The sequence below is a fragment of the Thermobaculum terrenum ATCC BAA-798 genome (genome assembly GCF_000025005.1).
GTDB lineage: Bacteria > Chloroflexota > Chloroflexia > Thermobaculales > Thermobaculaceae > Thermobaculum > Thermobaculum terrenum.
This window is the reverse complement of sequence record NC_013525.1, coordinates 523802-540045: the sequence shown is the minus strand read 5'-3', so window position 1 is coordinate 540045 and position 16244 is coordinate 523802. Positions and strand designations below refer to the sequence as shown.

The window sequence follows — 16244 nt, the reverse complement described above, 5'->3', positions numbered from 1 at the left end:
ATAACAAAAAAGTATATGGCGATCACTACAACTTTCATTTGCATATTAGCTTTAGCTACTGTAGCTCAAGCAGAGGGTAGCTGGACCTCATATATAACTGGTGCATTGACAGGGTTTGATTCGCGTACGTGGTACGATGGGCACATGGACCATGCGCACACAAAGATTAGATTTGCCGGATGCCGAGATAATAACTATGCCAATGACCCAAACGATAATGTTACAGTCCAACTGACGAAAGAAGGTTTTTTGTAGATAAAAACATGGGGAGAATTAATTTCTTCTGTTGGAACTCTGCGACAGGAGATTACGGAGAAATGCAAGAGGCTGGTAATTATCACTTTACGGTTGTAGAAATAAACGGTTGTACCAATTGTAGCTTCAATATAAGTACATCTAATCCCGGAGTTTGGGTGTCTTACTAAGCCCTACACTAGCATGTTGAAAAATCTTGTTAATAAAATACTGCTTGGTACTGAAGCAATAAAATCTCGGTGTAAGGTAGGTAATTGAGCAAAAAGAAAATGAGCATTTCTTTTAGAGGAATTACATTTCGTTATTGGAGATCAGCATCGCCGGTCTTGGACGAGTTCTCCTGGGATGTGCCCATGGGTAGAACGGTGTTGCTAGGGCCTAATGGCGCAGGTAAGACCACACTGTTGTCTATCGGTGCTGATCTATTGCGACCCAAACGTGGCCAGGTGCTTTTGGGGAATCTCAACCCGAGACGACGTACACAGAGAGGGCAGTATAGAAGAGCTGTCGGCTGGATGCCTCAGCAGATACGCGCAGTTCCAGGGCTGACTGCAAGGGAGCAAGTGGCCTATGCAGGCTGGCTAAAAGGACTGAGCAGGTCAGGCGCTTGGGAATCTGCTGCTCAGGCTCTGGACAGAGTGGGGCTAAGGAACCTAATGGATAGAAAGGCTTCTGAACTCTCTGGCGGGCAGTTGCGAAGAGTAGGTTTGGCACAAGTCCTGGTACACAGTCCATCAGTAATGCTTCTAGATGAACCTAGCGTGGGACTCGATCCTGCCCAAAGAGCACGTTTTCGAGAGATACTATACGAGTTACCACCAGATATCCCTGTAGTGGTATCTACTCATCAGGTCGATGATTTATCAGAGTTGTTCAATACGGTCGTGGTGCTAGAATCTGGCAAGCTACGCTTCACGGGCACTGTAGAGGACTTCATGTCACTGGCTCCCTCTAATCTTGATGGTCGCAACGCCGAGATCGCATACTCTAAGGTGATCAATGGAGAGTATTGATGCCATTTCGTACCATCTTACGTATTAGTCCAGCTGTTTGACTCTTTCCTGCCCTAGTAGTCATTTCAATAGCTATTTCGAATACTATAATTACACCACCAGAGCCTTACTCGCCCGCATTGACTGGTGCAGGTGAATTCGCGATCGTATTGGTAGCTCCGATCTGCGCTGCAATTGCAGCATGGGAAGGAGGCCGCCTGCGGCGTGCTCGTTGGTGGCGTCTCCCACACGTACGTTCTTTAGCTTATATTGCGCTCTCAGCACTTGTAGCTCCCATTTGTGTAGGATGGATTACCATTGTAATTTCCACAGCATTTAGACTATTGAATGGAGAAATCTTGTTACCTGACCTACGTATATTATCTGTAGCCTTTGTTGTCATCCTGGCACAGGCCGTATTAGGATTCACGATCGGTATCTGGCTGCCTACCGTAGTAGCTGCCCCACTAACGTTGATAGCATTGTTCTTATGGATGACCTTACCTCCTGGGCTCAATACATTTTGGGTAAGGCACTTAACCGGCGATTTCTCTGGATGCTGTAGCTTGAACACTGATATTGCTCCCAGTGCCATAGCGGGCTCAATTCTCCTGGCACTAAGCTTTCTAGTGGCATCTCTAATCCTTTTGACCCAGAGGATAGGGCTTATTCGCATATCCGCCTCCCTGCTAATAGCTATTGCGGGTTTCACATTGGGAGCATCACTGGTAAGAGGATTGGGTCCAGAACCTCTAGTTCCTCGGAATCCCAAATTACTGGTTTGTTCAAACCAATGGCCCAAAGTATGCGTGTGGCCAGAGCACAAGTCCAGACTTAATGAGGTATCTGAAATCGCAAGAAGAGCTGCTACTGCCTGGAAGTCAACCGGAATAAATGTGCCAAATACCTTCTCTGAGTACAGTTCACTTCAACGAAATGAAAATAGCTTTGGCTTCAGCATCCTGGCGAATAGAGTCATCATCACTAACTCAATGGCCTATAGCATGCTACCTCCGACGCCTGATTGCCCTGAGGATAAGCCCTGGTTAGGAGGCGAAAACCAGGAGTATCTGAATGCTTGGTTAGACGAGGTGGCGGGACTAACTCCCAATCAAATCTCTAGTGTGTTCTCCCCAGATGTACTGCAGACTGTAGCGCGAGTGCGTCACATGTCAATATCTGAGCAAAGGGCATGGTACGAAAGGAATTTCCGTATGGCACAGAGGTGTGCATCCATATCGCATCGCTAGCTTTATAGAGGTGAATGAATGACTTTATGGCTCAAAGTGCGCCGTGCTTGGATATGCACAATAACTGTTTTGGTGACAGTCCTTCTAATTGATCTATCCAAGTACTTATACCTGGCAATACCCAACCTCCTCGGCGGTGATATGCTCAAGATGCCGATGCCTCTAATACTTGGAATAGCTATATGCATAGTTCTGGGTTGGGGGTTAGGGAGCGGAAACCCTCCTCTAGAGGCAGTTGCCAGTCGCCCAACACAGCTACTTGATACAACCTATACTCTAGCTATCACACTATTAAGCCTAATTTTATGCATCATATTGCATTCGATAAGCAAAGCTGACGTCATCCTTGCTGCCGGACGTAACGTGCTAGGCTACGCAGGAATTATGTTGTTAGGACGGAGTTTTCTTGGATCAAATGCAGCTACCGTTCTACCCACAGGGTTCGCGATTATTGTAGCTATGCTCGGACAAGACCAATACGGTAGAACCTATGACTGGGCTTGGCCACTGGCGGGATCCGAATACAAGCTGTCTTGGGTATTGGCTGCGATACTCCTTATTGTTGGAATTACTTGTTATTTGGGCCGAATGACAATCCTGAACAATAGCGCTTGGGGAAACGAAAACTAAAGCTTTGCGCAAATCTAAACCTAACATATAGCATTTCTAGGAAGGACTTAACTAAAAAGGACAGTGGCCAGGAATGGCTCACCACTTCCATTCCTGGCCCTCGGAGGGATGTCTGCTCCAAACTTCCTGTCCCTACTTTTAATAACGCATAATAGTTCCAAAAGTTTCCATCCAAAATAAAAAGTAATTAATTTTCCCCTTAATTCGAGCTTTACAGGCTTGAGTGTAAAGCTGTAAGCCGTGAACAGGTGTATGTATAATAGATGCGGTTACTTTCGGAGGGAGCAATAAATAAAGTATGTGGCAGGCTCAAACTTTCATGTCTCAGGATGAAGAAACCGCCCTGGCTGAGATGCTCACATGGCTCAATGAAAACGAAGAGATCATAGTTGAGTATCAGGCTATACAAGTTCACCAACCTGACGGTACCCATGTTTGTGTAGTCGCGTACCGAGCTCGTCGTCTAGAGCCGCAGGCTTTTATTACTTAGATGCTTCTAAGTCACGAACACATAAAAAGTAGCTTCGAATCGCTCTACCCCTTTGAACTGGATGATTTTCAGAAGGAGGCTATAGACGCCTACCTTAAGGAGGGCTCCGTGCTCGTGGCTGCCCCCACAGGTACAGGCAAAACCGTAATAGCCGAGTTCGGAGTACATGATGCGTGGCTAAGGGGTCATCGCGTCATGTACACCACGCCCATCAAGGCCCTCAGCAACCAGAAGTACAGAGATTTCAGAGCCAGATACGGCGACGATGTAGGACTGCTCACCGGAGACGTGATAGAGAATAGCCATGGGCGCATACTGGTAATGACAACTGAGGTCCTGCGTAACATGCTGCTACAGACTCCCTGGGAGCTGGAAGACGTAGCATGTGTGGTCTTCGACGAGGTGCACTATCTATCTGACCCAGAGCGAGGTACGACCTGGGAAGAGGCCATAATCCTATGCCCAGAGCACATACAGCTGATATGCCTGTCAGCCACGGTATCTAACGCTCAGGAAATAGCCGACTGGATAAGCAGGGTACATCGGCCCACAAAGTTGATAGCTCACTACGAGAGGGCCGTACCACTTTCCTATTACTACTTCATAGATAACACTATCCTGCCGGCCTTTGATAAGAACGGCAAGCTCAACAAGAAGCTCCTTAACCTTGGCGGAGAAGCAAGGCAGAGGTTCAGAAGGCGTGTGAACTTGTCCGTCCAAGAAAGCTTGGAGAGTGAGAGAACGGAACCCAAGCCTCCAGATATCGTCCGTGTCCTGAGAGACAAAGACATGCTGCCTGCTATATATTTCCTTTTCAGCCGCAAGGATTGCGAGATCGCAGCCGAGCTATGCAGGTCTATGCGCCTGCAACTAGTAACCAGCAAAGAGCAGAGAGACGAGATAAAAAGGGTTATAGACTTGTTCTCTCAGAGGATGCTGCCAGAGGATCGCAATCTTGCGCAAGTGAAGACAGTGCTGGACCTAGCCAGACAAGGGATAGGCTTCCATCATGCGGGGTTGCTCCCCATCCTCAAACAGCTCGTGGAGGAGCTTTTCTCCAGAGGACTTATGAAGGTCGTATTCGCCACCGATACTCTGGCCCTGGGAATAAACATGCCAGCCAGATCAGTGGTTATAGGACAGATGAGCAAGTTCGATGGGCAGGGAGTGCGCCCCCTCATACCCAACGAGTTTCAGCAGATGGCAGGTAGAGCTGGGAGGAGAGGCATAGACAAAATAGGGCATGTAATTGTCCCCTACAGCTCATGGGTAAGCTTCAGGGAAGCCATGGAAATAGCTACCGGAGAACTCCACCCCGTACAGAGCGCTTTCGTACTTCGCTATAACACCGTTCTCAACCTCTGGGATCCTCCCAAAGGCGACAGGGTGCTGTATGTTCTGCAGCAGAGCCTAATGCAGTTTCAAACCAACAGGCAGATCCGTGAGCTATCGGAAGAAATCAAGCAGTGGCAGGTTCAAATAGACTCCATAGACAGGGGCTGCCTCATAGGTTATTCCGATGGCGAGGAGCTGCTTAGCGAGTATCAGGAACTCAACCACACACGTACAGCCATCGCTAAAAGACTGGAGGAGCTAAGGAGAGAGCAAAGAGCCCTGCAGGAAAGACTCAAAGAGCTTCCCTGGAAAAAGCCTTCCAGGGAAGCTCTGAGGAAACTCTTTCGATCTCTTGTCCCTGGGACCATGGTTCACCTATCCCAAAAGGGATGGTGTATATATGCTGGCAGGAGTGCAGATGGCACCATACATCTTATATGCGATGGCAAAGTACACAAGCTCGCTGCCTACAACGAGATAGACTATCTACCTAACCCCGAAGATCGCATAGACCTCCCGATAGAGATTTCGGAAGATGTTTGTTCAGGCGAGATAGTTGAGCTGGATGAACTCGTATGGCGCAAGCTACAGGCTAATATCCAGCAACTGGAACTACCAGATCTCGAAGCACTAATACGCAGACACCGAGAACAGATAGCTCTATCCATCTCTGATCAGATGGAGGCCTTGAAATTCGACGAGGAGCAGACCCAGGCTGAGCTCAACGACCTTCTAGAGCGTATACGCAACCATCCATGCGATGCTTGCGAAGTCCGTAAGCAGCACCAAAGGAACATTAGAGAAGCTGCTCGCCTGATGCAGAGAAGAGCAGAGGCCGAACTAGAGCTGGAGGAGCGATCTCGCGAGAGCGAGCGCCAGATCAGAAAAGTTCTCAAAGGCATAGTATCGGTGCTTCACCAATTTGGATATCTAGAGGATGGATACCAAACCGAGAAAACAGATCTGCTTGCCAATCTGTTCGACACTAACGGATTAATCATCTGCGAGATGATATACAGGGGTTATCTTGACAACCTGTCACCTCCAGATATAGCAGAAGTGTTATCATGGTTTGCTTATGACCGAGATCGTCAGTTCAGCAACATGCACATACTCCCCAAGCACCTTATCAACCTCAGGAGGCAGTTAGATGATCTGGAGACCAGGATACTGCGTGCTGAATCCAGAGCAGGAGTCCAGATCTCACAAGGCTATAACCCATACTTCTTCGGTATGATGCGAGCGTGGTGCAACGGCGCCAGCCTGTCACAGATCCTGGACAAGGTGGATATAGGCGAAGGCGATCTGGTCATGACCTTCAACAAAACCCTGGATCTCATCAGGCAGGTCAGAGATATGCTCGTGCAGGCAGACCCTGGATCACCCTTGCTTCCAAAACTTGACCAGGCGACCGCACTTGCACGCAGAGGCATTATAGAGCAGAGCTACAGACTAGGCTTCAGCCTGGATGACGATACTAAAGAGATCGCAGAGTCTCCATTACCAGAGAGCACTATAGAGTAAATAGCCCCGAGAATCGAGTCCTTGAACAAGAGAGCCCCAAACTATATCATGACTATCCCTCCAGAAATGGCTGTCCGGTGGCAAAGCAGCCAGCCCCACACGGGATTCCTAACAAGGAGCCTATAATGTGTAATATTTCTCCTCCAAGTGGCGATATACATATGGAAAAGGCACTCGGAGGCTACCAATCACACCATGACACCAAACGCACAATCATTTGAGGTACAAGAGAGGGAAAGGCTGGTACGGATCTACAGGAGTCTTACTGGAGATCCAGATACCGCTGAAGATCTGGCACAGGAAGCCATTATCGAGGCCTGGCGCAACAAGCACAAGCTTCATGACCCGTCCGGCAGGTGGAGGTGGCTGTCCAATATAGCTCGTAAGGTTTACCTGCGATGGTCAAGAGATAGGGCCAGAGACTACAGGCGCATGGAGATTGTTGGCCAAGATTTGTCCAACAGGCTAGAGCTCATGGAGGATCCGGAGCTGTCGATCGAGCTTGAACGTGAGGAGCTAGCAACAATACTTGACGAAGCCTTACGCCATCTTCCGGCAGAGACCAGATCCATCCTCCTGCAGCATGTAGTTGAAGGAATGCCGCAGGCCGACATAGCTCGAAAGCTTGGGATTTCCGAAGGAGCAGTAGCTGTCAGAATACACAGAGGCAAACTGCTTCTTAGAAAGATACTCCTCTCCCGACCCGATTACGTAGGGATCTACAACATAGGTGCCTCGCCAAGCTCATGGCAACCCACAGATATATGGTGCCCCTTCTGCGGGTTAGACAAGCTACAGGGCAAGCTGGACCCGGCAACCGACACGTTTATGATGAAGTGTCCTACATGTACCCCGTCACCCGACGATCAGCTCATCAACGGGAGCAATATAGGTATAGCAAGATCCTATACCACACTAAATGGCGCGCTCAACAAACTCATGAAGGAGGCTTGCGAATATTATGGGCAGGGTTTACGCACTCGTAGGACGCAATGCCTAAGCTGTGGCACAACGATACCTTTGTGGATCGAGCTAGCTCCAGATAGCGAGTGTCCAATAAAAACCTCCATGCACTTCATCACCGCTATATGCCAGCATTGCCAGGAGGAGAGCAGGTCGTTGCTCGCCGGCCATGCTCTCAGTTTGCCCCAAGGCAGGGCGTTCTGGAAGGCCAACAAGAGGATACGTATGTTGCCTGAGCAGAACGTGGAACGAGAGGGAAGAAAAGCTGCGGTCACAGCCTTCGAGAGCGTTTCCAGATCCGCAAAATATGAGGTTGTATATGCGCTTGACAACTACGACATCCTACTCATCAACAACCGATAGCGAACGGTCTGCACTGGCAATAGACGTAAGAAATCTGACCAAGAAGTACAAGAACGGCAAAGTAGCCAACGACCATCTCTCACTACAGGTGGACAGAGGCACCATATTCGGCCTACTTGGGCCCAATGGAGCCGGCAAGACCACGCTGGTCCTGCAGATACTAGGGTTGCTGGCCCCAACTTCCGGAAGCATATATGTGGAAGGTATAGACGTTATAAGCAATCCTGAAAAGGTCAAGCCCCTGGCTGGATACATGCCACAAACCCGTATAGCCATGCGTAATTTGGAGGTAGATAGAGCCCTATACATCACAGGGAGGCTGCGTGGGCAATCTCACGAGCAAGCGCGCAAGCAGTCAGAGGGCTTGCTGGAGATGCTGGACCTAACCGAACATCGCAAGCAGTTTATTGACAGGTTATCTGGTGGACTACTAAGGGTGGCAGCTATGGGTATGGCACTAATGGGAGATCCCCATTTGGTAGTGCTAGATGAGCCCACCAACGAGCTGGATCCCGTCAGGAGAAGAATGGTATGGGATGTTATCCTTGGCCTCCAAGACTATTACAAGCACCCGGTCACTTGTCTTTTGGTCACCCACAACGTACTGGAGGCCGAAAGGATAGTTGAGAGAGTAGCCATAATAGACAAAGGCAAAGTAGCAGCCATAGGCACCCCTGGAGAGCTTAAGTCTCAGTTGGGTGATGAAGTTAGGCTAGAGGTGGTTATCAAGCCCGATGTCCTTACAGAAGAGATTGCTCTTAAGGTCGAAGAGACCCTGCATGATTTCGGAAGAGTCATCCCATTTCGTCAAGGTCAGTACGCGGTATTCGTCCCACGCGTGGGGGTAGGCAGCGCCACTGACAAAATACTTGGTGCGCTTGATGGCCTCGTGGATGACTTCAGGCTTTCCCCACCCTCCCTCGAAGACGTGTACATCCACGTTACCGGCAGCAAGATAGAGCTGGAGGATGAACAATGAGAAGATTTTGGCTGGAGGTACGTTACCTCTTCACTATTCAAATACTTGAGGAAAGGGGATGGCTGGCAGGTACTATATTCTTCACTACTGTGTTCCCCTTGTTGTTGGTGTTTGGTCTCGGGCTCATAGGCAGTGGACAAACTAAGGAGGGACTAACCTATATAATAACGGGCTCCACCATCTCTTCGCTTACTTTCGTAGGCATCACCATGGTAGGACAATCCCTGGGCTGGATGAAGGACCGAGGCGACTTCTTGTACTACGCATCATTACCTATCTCCAAGTCCAGCCTCATAGTAGCTGTCATGGCTAGCAAGCTGGTACTACAACTGCCAGGGATCATCGCAGCTCTGGTAGGTGGCACCCTGATGTACGACTTACACTTCAAACCTAATCCAGTAGTAATAATCATACTCCCGCTAACCGCGCTTGCTCTCTCAGGGCTAGGAGCTGCAATAGGATTGCTCAGTCCGAGCTATCAATTGGTTAACATTTTCAGCCAGGTGGCTGGCATTACAGTGATGTTCGCAGCCCCTGTGATGATTCCCTGGGAGAGTCTACCTAGAGTTCTCCAATGGTTTGGTTGGCTGCTACCCCCCTCATATGCTGCCGATGCATTGCGAAGGGCTGTGTTAGGCATAAATGACACAAGGCTCATGATGGATCTCCTGGTCCTGACAACATGCGCCCTCGTATCCATCATAGGTGTAACAAGGGGACTGAGGTGGCGTTTAAGATGATGTCTACGTATAACCTGCAAGAACTGCTGCGGATTTTTGCGCGAATTTGCACGAAATCTTGACGAAAACTATTGCTATCCCGAGAGAAGTTTGTTAAAGTAAATCACAAATAGAAACGCTGTGAAAGGGAATAGTAGGGGTAACGAAGACGCTCAGAGAGCCGAGGGCTGGTGTGACTCGGACGCTTCTTATCCCGAACGCGGCCCTGGAGCGGTCGGCCTGAAATCTTAGTAGGGTCGAACGGGTTACGCCCGTTAGCGCGCATGAGTGGTCGTCACCCGAAGGTGGCGGCAACAAGGGTGGTACCGCGAGGCAGCCCTCGTCCCTTGAGCTGGGATCGAGGGCTGTTGTGGTTTAAGGATCTCACAATGCTTGTTAGAGATTTTCCTGTAAAAACACAGAAGCTCTATCTAAACATCAAAGTCCTTAGCATTGGCCTTCTAGCAGCGATTGAGGGAGGTTGATGGTCAGGGGTTAGTCGGAAAAGTTGCCAACCACCTGACGAAGCCTCCCAGACCAGGAGGCTTCGAGCTTTATAAAACAAAATTTGTTTTTCAAAAAATCTTTGAGAAGAGGGTCTGGATATGGGGAAAAGAGAAGAGTTGCAAGCTACATGTAAGCGTCCATATGGAATGCCCGATGCTGAGGGACTATATGACCCTTCCTTTGAGAAAGATGCCTGTGGTGTAGCGTTTGTAGTTGACATCAAAGGAAGGAAATCCTCCGATGTCGTCCAGAAAGCACTACTTGCACTCCAGAATCTTTTGCATAGAGGAGCAGTAGGTGCCGAGAAGAATACTGGAGATGGCTCAGGCATTCTGATCCAGATCCCTCACAATTTCCTTAAGGCTGAGTGCTTGAAGCTTGGCTTCGAGCTACCTGAGCCCGGCGAATACGCCGTTGGCATGGTTTTCCTGCCCAAGGTAGAGGAACAAGCAAAGCCCTGCCAGGAATTGTTTGAGCAGGAGATAATGCGCGCCGGGCAAAAGGTGCTTGGGTGGCGCGACGTCCCGCAGGATAACAGCATGATAGGCGATATAGCCCGCAGCGGCGAGCCTCTGATGCGCCAGGTGTTCATAGGTAAAGGGGAGGCCATAGAGGACGAGGAGCACTTTGAGCGCGTGCTCTACCTCATACGCCGCCGAGTGGAGAAGGCGGTAGACAACTCGAACATACCCTCCAAAGACATGTTCTATGTACCAAGCCTCTCATGTAGGACTTTGGTTTATAAGGGCATGCTGTCGGCGGACCAGCTACCAGCCTACTTCGCCGATCTGAGAAGCCCCTTACTGGAAAGCGCTATCGCTCTGGTTCACCAACGATTCAGCACCAACACCTTTCCCACATGGTCCCTGGCGCATCCATTCAGGATGCTAGCTCACAATGGTGAGATCAACACGCTCCGCGGCAACATTAACTGGATGCGTGCCCGAGAAGGGCAGATGGAATCTGAGCTGTTTGACGATGATCTAAGGGACATCCTGCCCGTAATTCAGGAGGGAGGAAGCGACTCAGCAACCCTAGACAACGTCCTTGAGTTGCTGGTAAGAGCTGGGCGCTCTCTACCCCATGCTATGATGATGCTCATCCCCGAGGCATGGTCAGGCCACGAGGGTATGAGTGAGATCAAGAAGAATTTCTATGACTACCACGCCTCCCTTATGGAGCCCTGGGACGGACCTGCCGCGGTGGCCTTTACAGATGGCCGCCTGGTGGGTGCCGTCCTAGACCGCAACGGCCTGAGACCGGCCAGATATTACGTTACAAAGGATGATCAGGTAATACTGGCCTCGGAAGTGGGTGTTCTGGACGTAGCGCCAGAAGATGTGGTCTATAAGGGCAGGATTGAGCCGGGCAAGATGCTTCTAATAGATACCGTCGAGGGGCGCATAGTCGATGATGCCGAACTCAAGGCTCGTATAGCTAGTGAGAAGCCCTATGGCAGGTGGCTATCGGAGAACCGAGTCAAGATAGATGATCTGCCCGCACCTCCTCACGTGCCTGAGCCAGATCACAATACCGTACTCCAGCGTCAGCAGATATTTGGCTACACGCATGAGGAGAACAGGATCATAATCATCCCCATGGCAAAGAACGGTGAAGAGCCTATCGGTTCTATGGGCACAGATACCCCTATAGCTGTGCTCTCCGAACGACCACAGCTGCTATTCAACTACTTCAAGCAGCTGTTCGCTCAAGTTACCAATCCTCCTCTGGACGCCATAAGAGAAGAGCTGGTAACATCAGTGGACACCCTGCTCGGTCCTGAAAAGAACCTGCTTAAGCCTGAGCCCGATAGCTGCCGACAGATAGAGATACCTTCACCCATCATAGACAATGAACAGCTCGCAGCGATAATAAACTTCGAAGCTCCCGGATTCAAGACAAAGGTCCTGCCAATGCTCTTCTCAGCTCGCGATGGAGTAAAGGGACTGGAGAGAGCGCTCGATAAGCTCTTTGAAGAAGCTGACAAGGCCATAGATGAAGGCTACACGATACTGGTGCTCTCCGACAGGGGCGTAAATAAAGATCTAGCGCCGATCCCCAGCCTTCTGGCCACGGCAGGACTACACCATCACTTGGTACGCAACGGCAAGCGTACCAAGGTGGGACTGATAGTAGAGACCGGAGAGGCCAGGGAGGTACATCATTACTGCCTGCTCATAGGCTACGGAGCTGGCTGTATCAACCCATACCTAGCATTTGAGACCATAGATGACCTGATAAGAGATGGGCACATTACTGGCATAGACCACGCTACGGCCGTCAAGAAATACATCAAAGCGGTCAACAAGGGCGTGCTTAAAGTTATGTCCAAGATGGGTATCTCCACCCTGCAGAGCTACAGAGGTGCCCAGATATTCGAGGCCATAGGACTGAATCAGGAAGTAGTCCAGAAATATTTCACTGGCACCCCTTCCAGGATAGGGGGTGTTGGTCTCGATGTCATAGCTGAAGAGGCCCTGGCGCGCCATAGAAGGGCTTTTCCAGAAAGACCGATTCCAGGCCAGCCAGATCTGGAATGGGGTGGAGAGTACCAGTGGCGTCGAGACGGCGAGTACCACATGTACAATCCGGAGACTATAGCCAAGTTACAATATGCTACTCGCTCGGGCCAGTACAACATATTCAAAGAATACTCTCGCCTAATAGACGACCAGAGCAGGAAGCTAGCTACTCTGCGTGGCTTGTTCGAGCTCAAGTTCTCGGACAAACCTGTGCCCCTAGATGAAGTGGAGCCCGTAGAGTCCATAGTCAAAAGATTCGCCACCGGAGCCATGTCCTTTGGATCGATCAGCCAGGAAGCTCACGAAACCCTAGCCATAGCTATGAACAGGATCGGGGGTAAGAGCAATACGGGCGAAGGTGGCGAGGACCCAGCCAGGTATATCCCGGATCCTAACGGCGATTCGCGCCGCAGCGCCATTAAGCAGGTAGCGTCAGGCAGGTTCGGAGTCACAAGCGAATACCTGGTAAATGCTGACGAGATACAGATCAAGATGGCCCAGGGAGCAAAGCCTGGTGAAGGAGGACAACTTCCCGGGAACAAGGTCTATCCCTGGATAGCCAAGGTCAGGCACTCGACTCCCGGCGTGGGGCTGATATCTCCTCCGCCTCACCACGACATATATTCCATCGAAGACCTGGCACAGCTTATATATGACCTCAAGAACTCTAATCCAAGGGCCAGAATAAGCGTCAAGCTGGTGGCGGAGGTTGGGGTTGGGACTGTGGCAGCTGGTGTGGCAAAGGCTCATGCCGATGTCGTGCTCATCAGCGGCCATGACGGAGGGACAGGAGCCTCACCCATATCCAGCCTCAAGCATGCAGGTATCCCATGGGAACTGGGTCTCGCTGAAACACAGCAGGTCCTGGTCAAGAACAACCTCAGGAGCAGGATCGTCGTACAGGTCGATGGGCACCTCAAGACTGGTAGGGACGTGGTGATCGCAGCCCTGTTGGGAGCCGAGGAGTTCGGTTTTGCAACAGCTCCGTTGGTGGTACTCGGATGCATTATGATGAGAGTCTGCCACCTGAATACATGTCCTGTAGGCATAGCCACACAAGATCCAGTACTACGAAAGAGGTTTGCCGGTAAGCCCGAGTACGTGCAGAACTTCTTCTACTTCATCGCCCAAGAAGTCAGAGAGCTCATGGCTCAGTTGGGCTTCCGAACAATGGATGAGATGATAGGCAGAATAGACAAGCTCGACATACGTCCTGCCGTCAATCACTGGAAGGCTAAGGGAGTCGACCTATCATCGATCCTGCATCAGCCGGAAGAATACAAGTACTACGCGATAAGATGTACCGAGTCACAGTATCACGGACTGGAAACAGCGCTTGATAATCAGCTTATAGAGCTGTGTAAGGACTCTCTCGAGAACGGCACACCTATCCGGATAGAGATGCCGATAAGAAACGTCAACAGGACCGTGGGCACTATGCTAGGGAGCGAGCTCACACGCAGGCACGGAGGTAAAGGGCTCCCGGACGATACTATCCATATAAAGTTCAGAGGCTCTGCCGGACAAAGCTTTGGAGCCTTCCTGCCAAAGGGCATAACTTTGGAGCTGGAAGGAGATGCTAACGATCACGTTGGCAAGGGACTGTCCGGAGGCAAGATCATAGCTTATCCTCCAAGCGAGTCCAGGTTTGTTCCTGAAGAGAATATCCTGATAGGTAACGTGGCCCTGTATGGTGCTACATCTGGCGAGGCCTACTTCCGGGGGAAGGCTGGAGAGAGGTTTGCAGTCCGCAACAGCGGCGCCCATGCGGTAGTTGAGGGAGTTGGTGACCATGGCTGTGAGTACATGACCGGTGGCAGGGTAGTAGTACTCGGAAAGACAGGGCGTAACTTCGCAGCCGGTATGAGCGGAGGTATAGCATACGTCCTGAATGAAGACGGTAACTTCGAAAGAAGATGCAACCTGGAGATGGTCGAGTTAGAAGGACTGGAAGAGGATGATATCGAGACCATTCACAGGATGATACAGAAGCACTATGAGTACACGAACAGCTCGGTAGCAGCGAAAATCCTCGATAACTGGGACTACTACCTGCCCATGTTTGTGAAGGTTATGCCCAAGGACTACAAGCGAGTGCTACAAGAGCAGAAGCAGCAACCTCAGGAAGTTGTGGAGGTAAGCCATGGTTCGTAACAAACTTACAGCTTTCATAGAGATAGCTAGGCACGCTCCGCCTCGTAGGCCTGTCGAGGAGCGCGTAAAGGACTGGAAGGAGGTTTATGTCGACCTCCCTGAGGACGTCGTGCAAGTACAGGCTGCACGTTGCATGGACTGCGGCGTGCCGTTCTGTCATCGAGGTTGCCCGCTCGGGAACTTGATACCTGAGTGGAATGACCTTGTGTACAGGAATCACTGGAAGGAAGCTATAGAGAGACTGCATGCTACCAATCCTTTCCCCGAGTTCACTGGCAAGCTGTGCCCAGCCCCATGTGAGGATTCCTGTGTGCTGTCTATCAATTCAGACCCCGTAACTATCAAGCAGGTGGAATGGAAAATCATAGACCACGCCTGGAGGGAGGGATGGATCAAACCCAATCCACCTGCCATTAGGACAGGGAAGAAGGTCGCGATCGTAGGATCGGGCCCAGCAGGTTTGGCGGCCGCCCAAAGGCTGAATCAGGCTGGGCATTGGGTAACAGTCTTCGAACGCGATGACAGGATAGGTGGACTTATAAGATACGGTATTCCAGAGTTCAAGATGGACACCTCTATCCTGAACCGCAGGCTCAACCTGCTTGAACAGGAGGGGATAGTCTTTAAGCCAAACGTCAACGTGGGTGTGGACATCACGGCTGATGAGCTTCTAAGGGAATTCGATGCAGTAATCCTTGCAATAGGTGCAACCAAGCCCAAGGACATACGTGTTCCCGGCAGGGATCTGAAAGGCATTCACTTTGCGATGGAATACCTCACCATGCAAAATCGCAGGTGCGAAGGTGACTACATACCCGATTCTGAGTTCATCAGCGCGGAAGGTAAGGACGTCATTATTATCGGAGGAGGAGATACCGGAGCTGACTGCCTAGGAACCGCTCACAGGCAGAGAGCCAAGTCCGTAACACAGTTCCAGCTATGGGCTCCGCCACCTAAAGAGAGAGCTCCTAACAACCCCTGGCCAGAGCTGCCGTATGTCTTCACAATCTCGGCGGCACATGAAGAAGGTGGCACCAGAGAGTTCTGTGTATCCACCAAGGAGTTTATAGGTGATGAAAATGGTCACGTAAGGGCCATACGCGCTGCTCGCATAGAAGTGGAATACGACGAGCATGGCAGACGTCGAGCAAAGGAGATACCAGGATCCGAGTTTGAGATGCCAGCTGACCTGGTCCTACTAGCGATGGGGTATGCAGGACCGGAAACTGACGGCATCGTCTCGCAACTGGGACTTGAGCTAACAGAGAGGGGTAACATAGCTACAGACGCTCAGAAGATGACTAAGATACCTGGAGTGTTCGCTGCAGGTGATGCCCGCATAGGACAGTCTCTCATCGTATGGGCACTGCAGGAGGGTAGAGACGTAGCAAAGTATGTCGACCTCTACCTGACGGAGAACCAGAGGGACTCAGGGCAGGAAAAGAACTACGCTGCGTAGAACAAAATCTAGAGAAGATGTAAACGGGAGTGATGCCAGCGTCGCTCCCGTTTGCATTTGGCATAGTTCTCAATTTCTTAGTATGCTATAGTTCTAGAAACA

General features: G+C 50.5%; 10 protein-coding genes and 1 other annotated feature. Of the genes, 9 read left to right on the top strand and 1 reads right to left on the bottom strand.

All coding sequences use genetic code 11. The features are described 5' to 3' along the window. Positions 1-524: 524 nt before the first annotated feature. Positions 525-1268 carry an ATP-binding cassette domain-containing protein gene (locus TTER_RS02390; RefSeq protein WP_012874438.1) on the top strand — a complete coding sequence of 248 codons (744 nt, stop codon included), beginning with the start codon at positions 525-527 and terminating at the stop codon, positions 1266-1268. A gap of 244 nt (positions 1269-1512) precedes the next feature. On the opposite strand, the gene TTER_RS15535 is transcribed toward TTER_RS02390, so the two are convergent. Then, positions 1513-1923: a hypothetical protein gene (locus TTER_RS15535; RefSeq protein ID WP_148211870.1), complete on the bottom strand. Its 411-nt coding sequence runs from the start codon at positions 1921-1923 to the stop codon at positions 1513-1515. Here TTER_RS15535 and TTER_RS16320 point away from each other — a divergent pair. The 8 genes from TTER_RS16320 to TTER_RS02350 all read left to right on the top strand — a co-directional run bounded on the left by TTER_RS16320 (position 1877) and on the right by TTER_RS02350 (position 16142). Beyond that, on the top strand, positions 1877-2497 hold the full coding sequence (locus tag TTER_RS16320) for a DUF7224 domain-containing protein (RefSeq protein ID WP_420894131.1): 621 nt from the start codon (positions 1877-1879) through the stop codon (positions 2495-2497). The two genes, TTER_RS15535 and TTER_RS16320, sit on opposite strands and share 47 nt — an antisense overlap. 928 nt (positions 2498-3425) lie before the next feature. Then, entirely contained in the window at positions 3426-3617 is a 192-nt protein-coding gene (locus tag TTER_RS02375) for a hypothetical protein (protein WP_012874435.1), read from the top strand. Further along, positions 3618-6476 carry a DEAD/DEAH box helicase gene (locus TTER_RS02370; protein ID WP_012874434.1) on the top strand — a complete coding sequence of 953 codons (2859 nt, stop codon included), beginning with the start codon at positions 3618-3620 and terminating at the stop codon, positions 6474-6476. A 195-nt stretch (positions 6477-6671) separates the two neighbouring features. Further along, the gene (locus TTER_RS14530) at positions 6672-7802 is read left to right on the top strand and encodes an RNA polymerase sigma factor (protein WP_012874433.1); all 1131 of its coding nucleotides are present in this window, start codon (positions 6672-6674) and stop codon (positions 7800-7802) included. Beyond that, complete coding sequence (locus TTER_RS14525; protein ID WP_012874432.1) at positions 7759-8781, top strand: ABC transporter ATP-binding protein; 1023 nt, start codon at positions 7759-7761, stop codon at positions 8779-8781. Before TTER_RS14530 ends, TTER_RS14525 begins: the two co-directional genes overlap by 44 nt. Next, on the top strand, positions 8778-9521 hold the full coding sequence (locus TTER_RS14520; protein ID WP_012874431.1) for an ABC transporter permease: 744 nt from the start codon (positions 8778-8780) through the stop codon (positions 9519-9521). The genes TTER_RS14525 and TTER_RS14520 overlap by 4 nt, the downstream gene beginning before the upstream one ends. A gap of 111 nt (positions 9522-9632) precedes the next feature. After that, positions 9633-9851 (top strand) — a binding site (T-box leader). Between the two features lie 254 nt (positions 9852-10105). After that, positions 10106-14683 (top strand): glutamate synthase large subunit, encoded by a 4578-nt coding sequence (gene gltB / locus TTER_RS02355; protein ID WP_012874430.1) that lies wholly within the window; start codon positions 10106-10108, stop codon positions 14681-14683. Further along, the gene (locus tag TTER_RS02350; protein WP_012874429.1) at positions 14673-16142 is read left to right on the top strand and encodes a glutamate synthase subunit beta; all 1470 of its coding nucleotides are present in this window, start codon (positions 14673-14675) and stop codon (positions 16140-16142) included. Before gltB ends, TTER_RS02350 begins: the two co-directional genes overlap by 11 nt. Positions 16143-16244 lie beyond the last annotated feature (102 nt).

Bases quoted from the DNA above. Each gene is read 5' to 3' on its own strand.
- TTER_RS02390 (WP_012874438.1), top strand. From the start codon at position 525: ATGAGCATTTCTTTTAGAGGAATTACATTTCGTTATTGGAGATCAGCA.
- TTER_RS15535 (WP_148211870.1), bottom strand. From the start codon at position 1,923: ATGCGAATAAGCCCTATCCTCTGGGTCAAAAGGATTAGAGATGCCACT.
- TTER_RS02375 (WP_012874435.1), top strand. From the start codon at position 3,426: ATGTGGCAGGCTCAAACTTTCATGTCTCAGGATGAAGAAACCGCCCTG.
- TTER_RS02370 (WP_012874434.1), top strand. From the start codon at position 3,618: ATGCTTCTAAGTCACGAACACATAAAAAGTAGCTTCGAATCGCTCTAC.
- TTER_RS14530 (WP_012874433.1), top strand. From the start codon at position 6,672: ATGACACCAAACGCACAATCATTTGAGGTACAAGAGAGGGAAAGGCTG.
- TTER_RS14525 (WP_012874432.1), top strand. From the start codon at position 7,759: ATGCGCTTGACAACTACGACATCCTACTCATCAACAACCGATAGCGAA.
- TTER_RS14520 (WP_012874431.1), top strand. From the start codon at position 8,778: ATGAGAAGATTTTGGCTGGAGGTACGTTACCTCTTCACTATTCAAATA.
- gltB (WP_012874430.1), top strand. From the start codon at position 10,106: ATGGGGAAAAGAGAAGAGTTGCAAGCTACATGTAAGCGTCCATATGGA.
- TTER_RS02350 (WP_012874429.1), top strand. From the start codon at position 14,673: ATGGTTCGTAACAAACTTACAGCTTTCATAGAGATAGCTAGGCACGCT.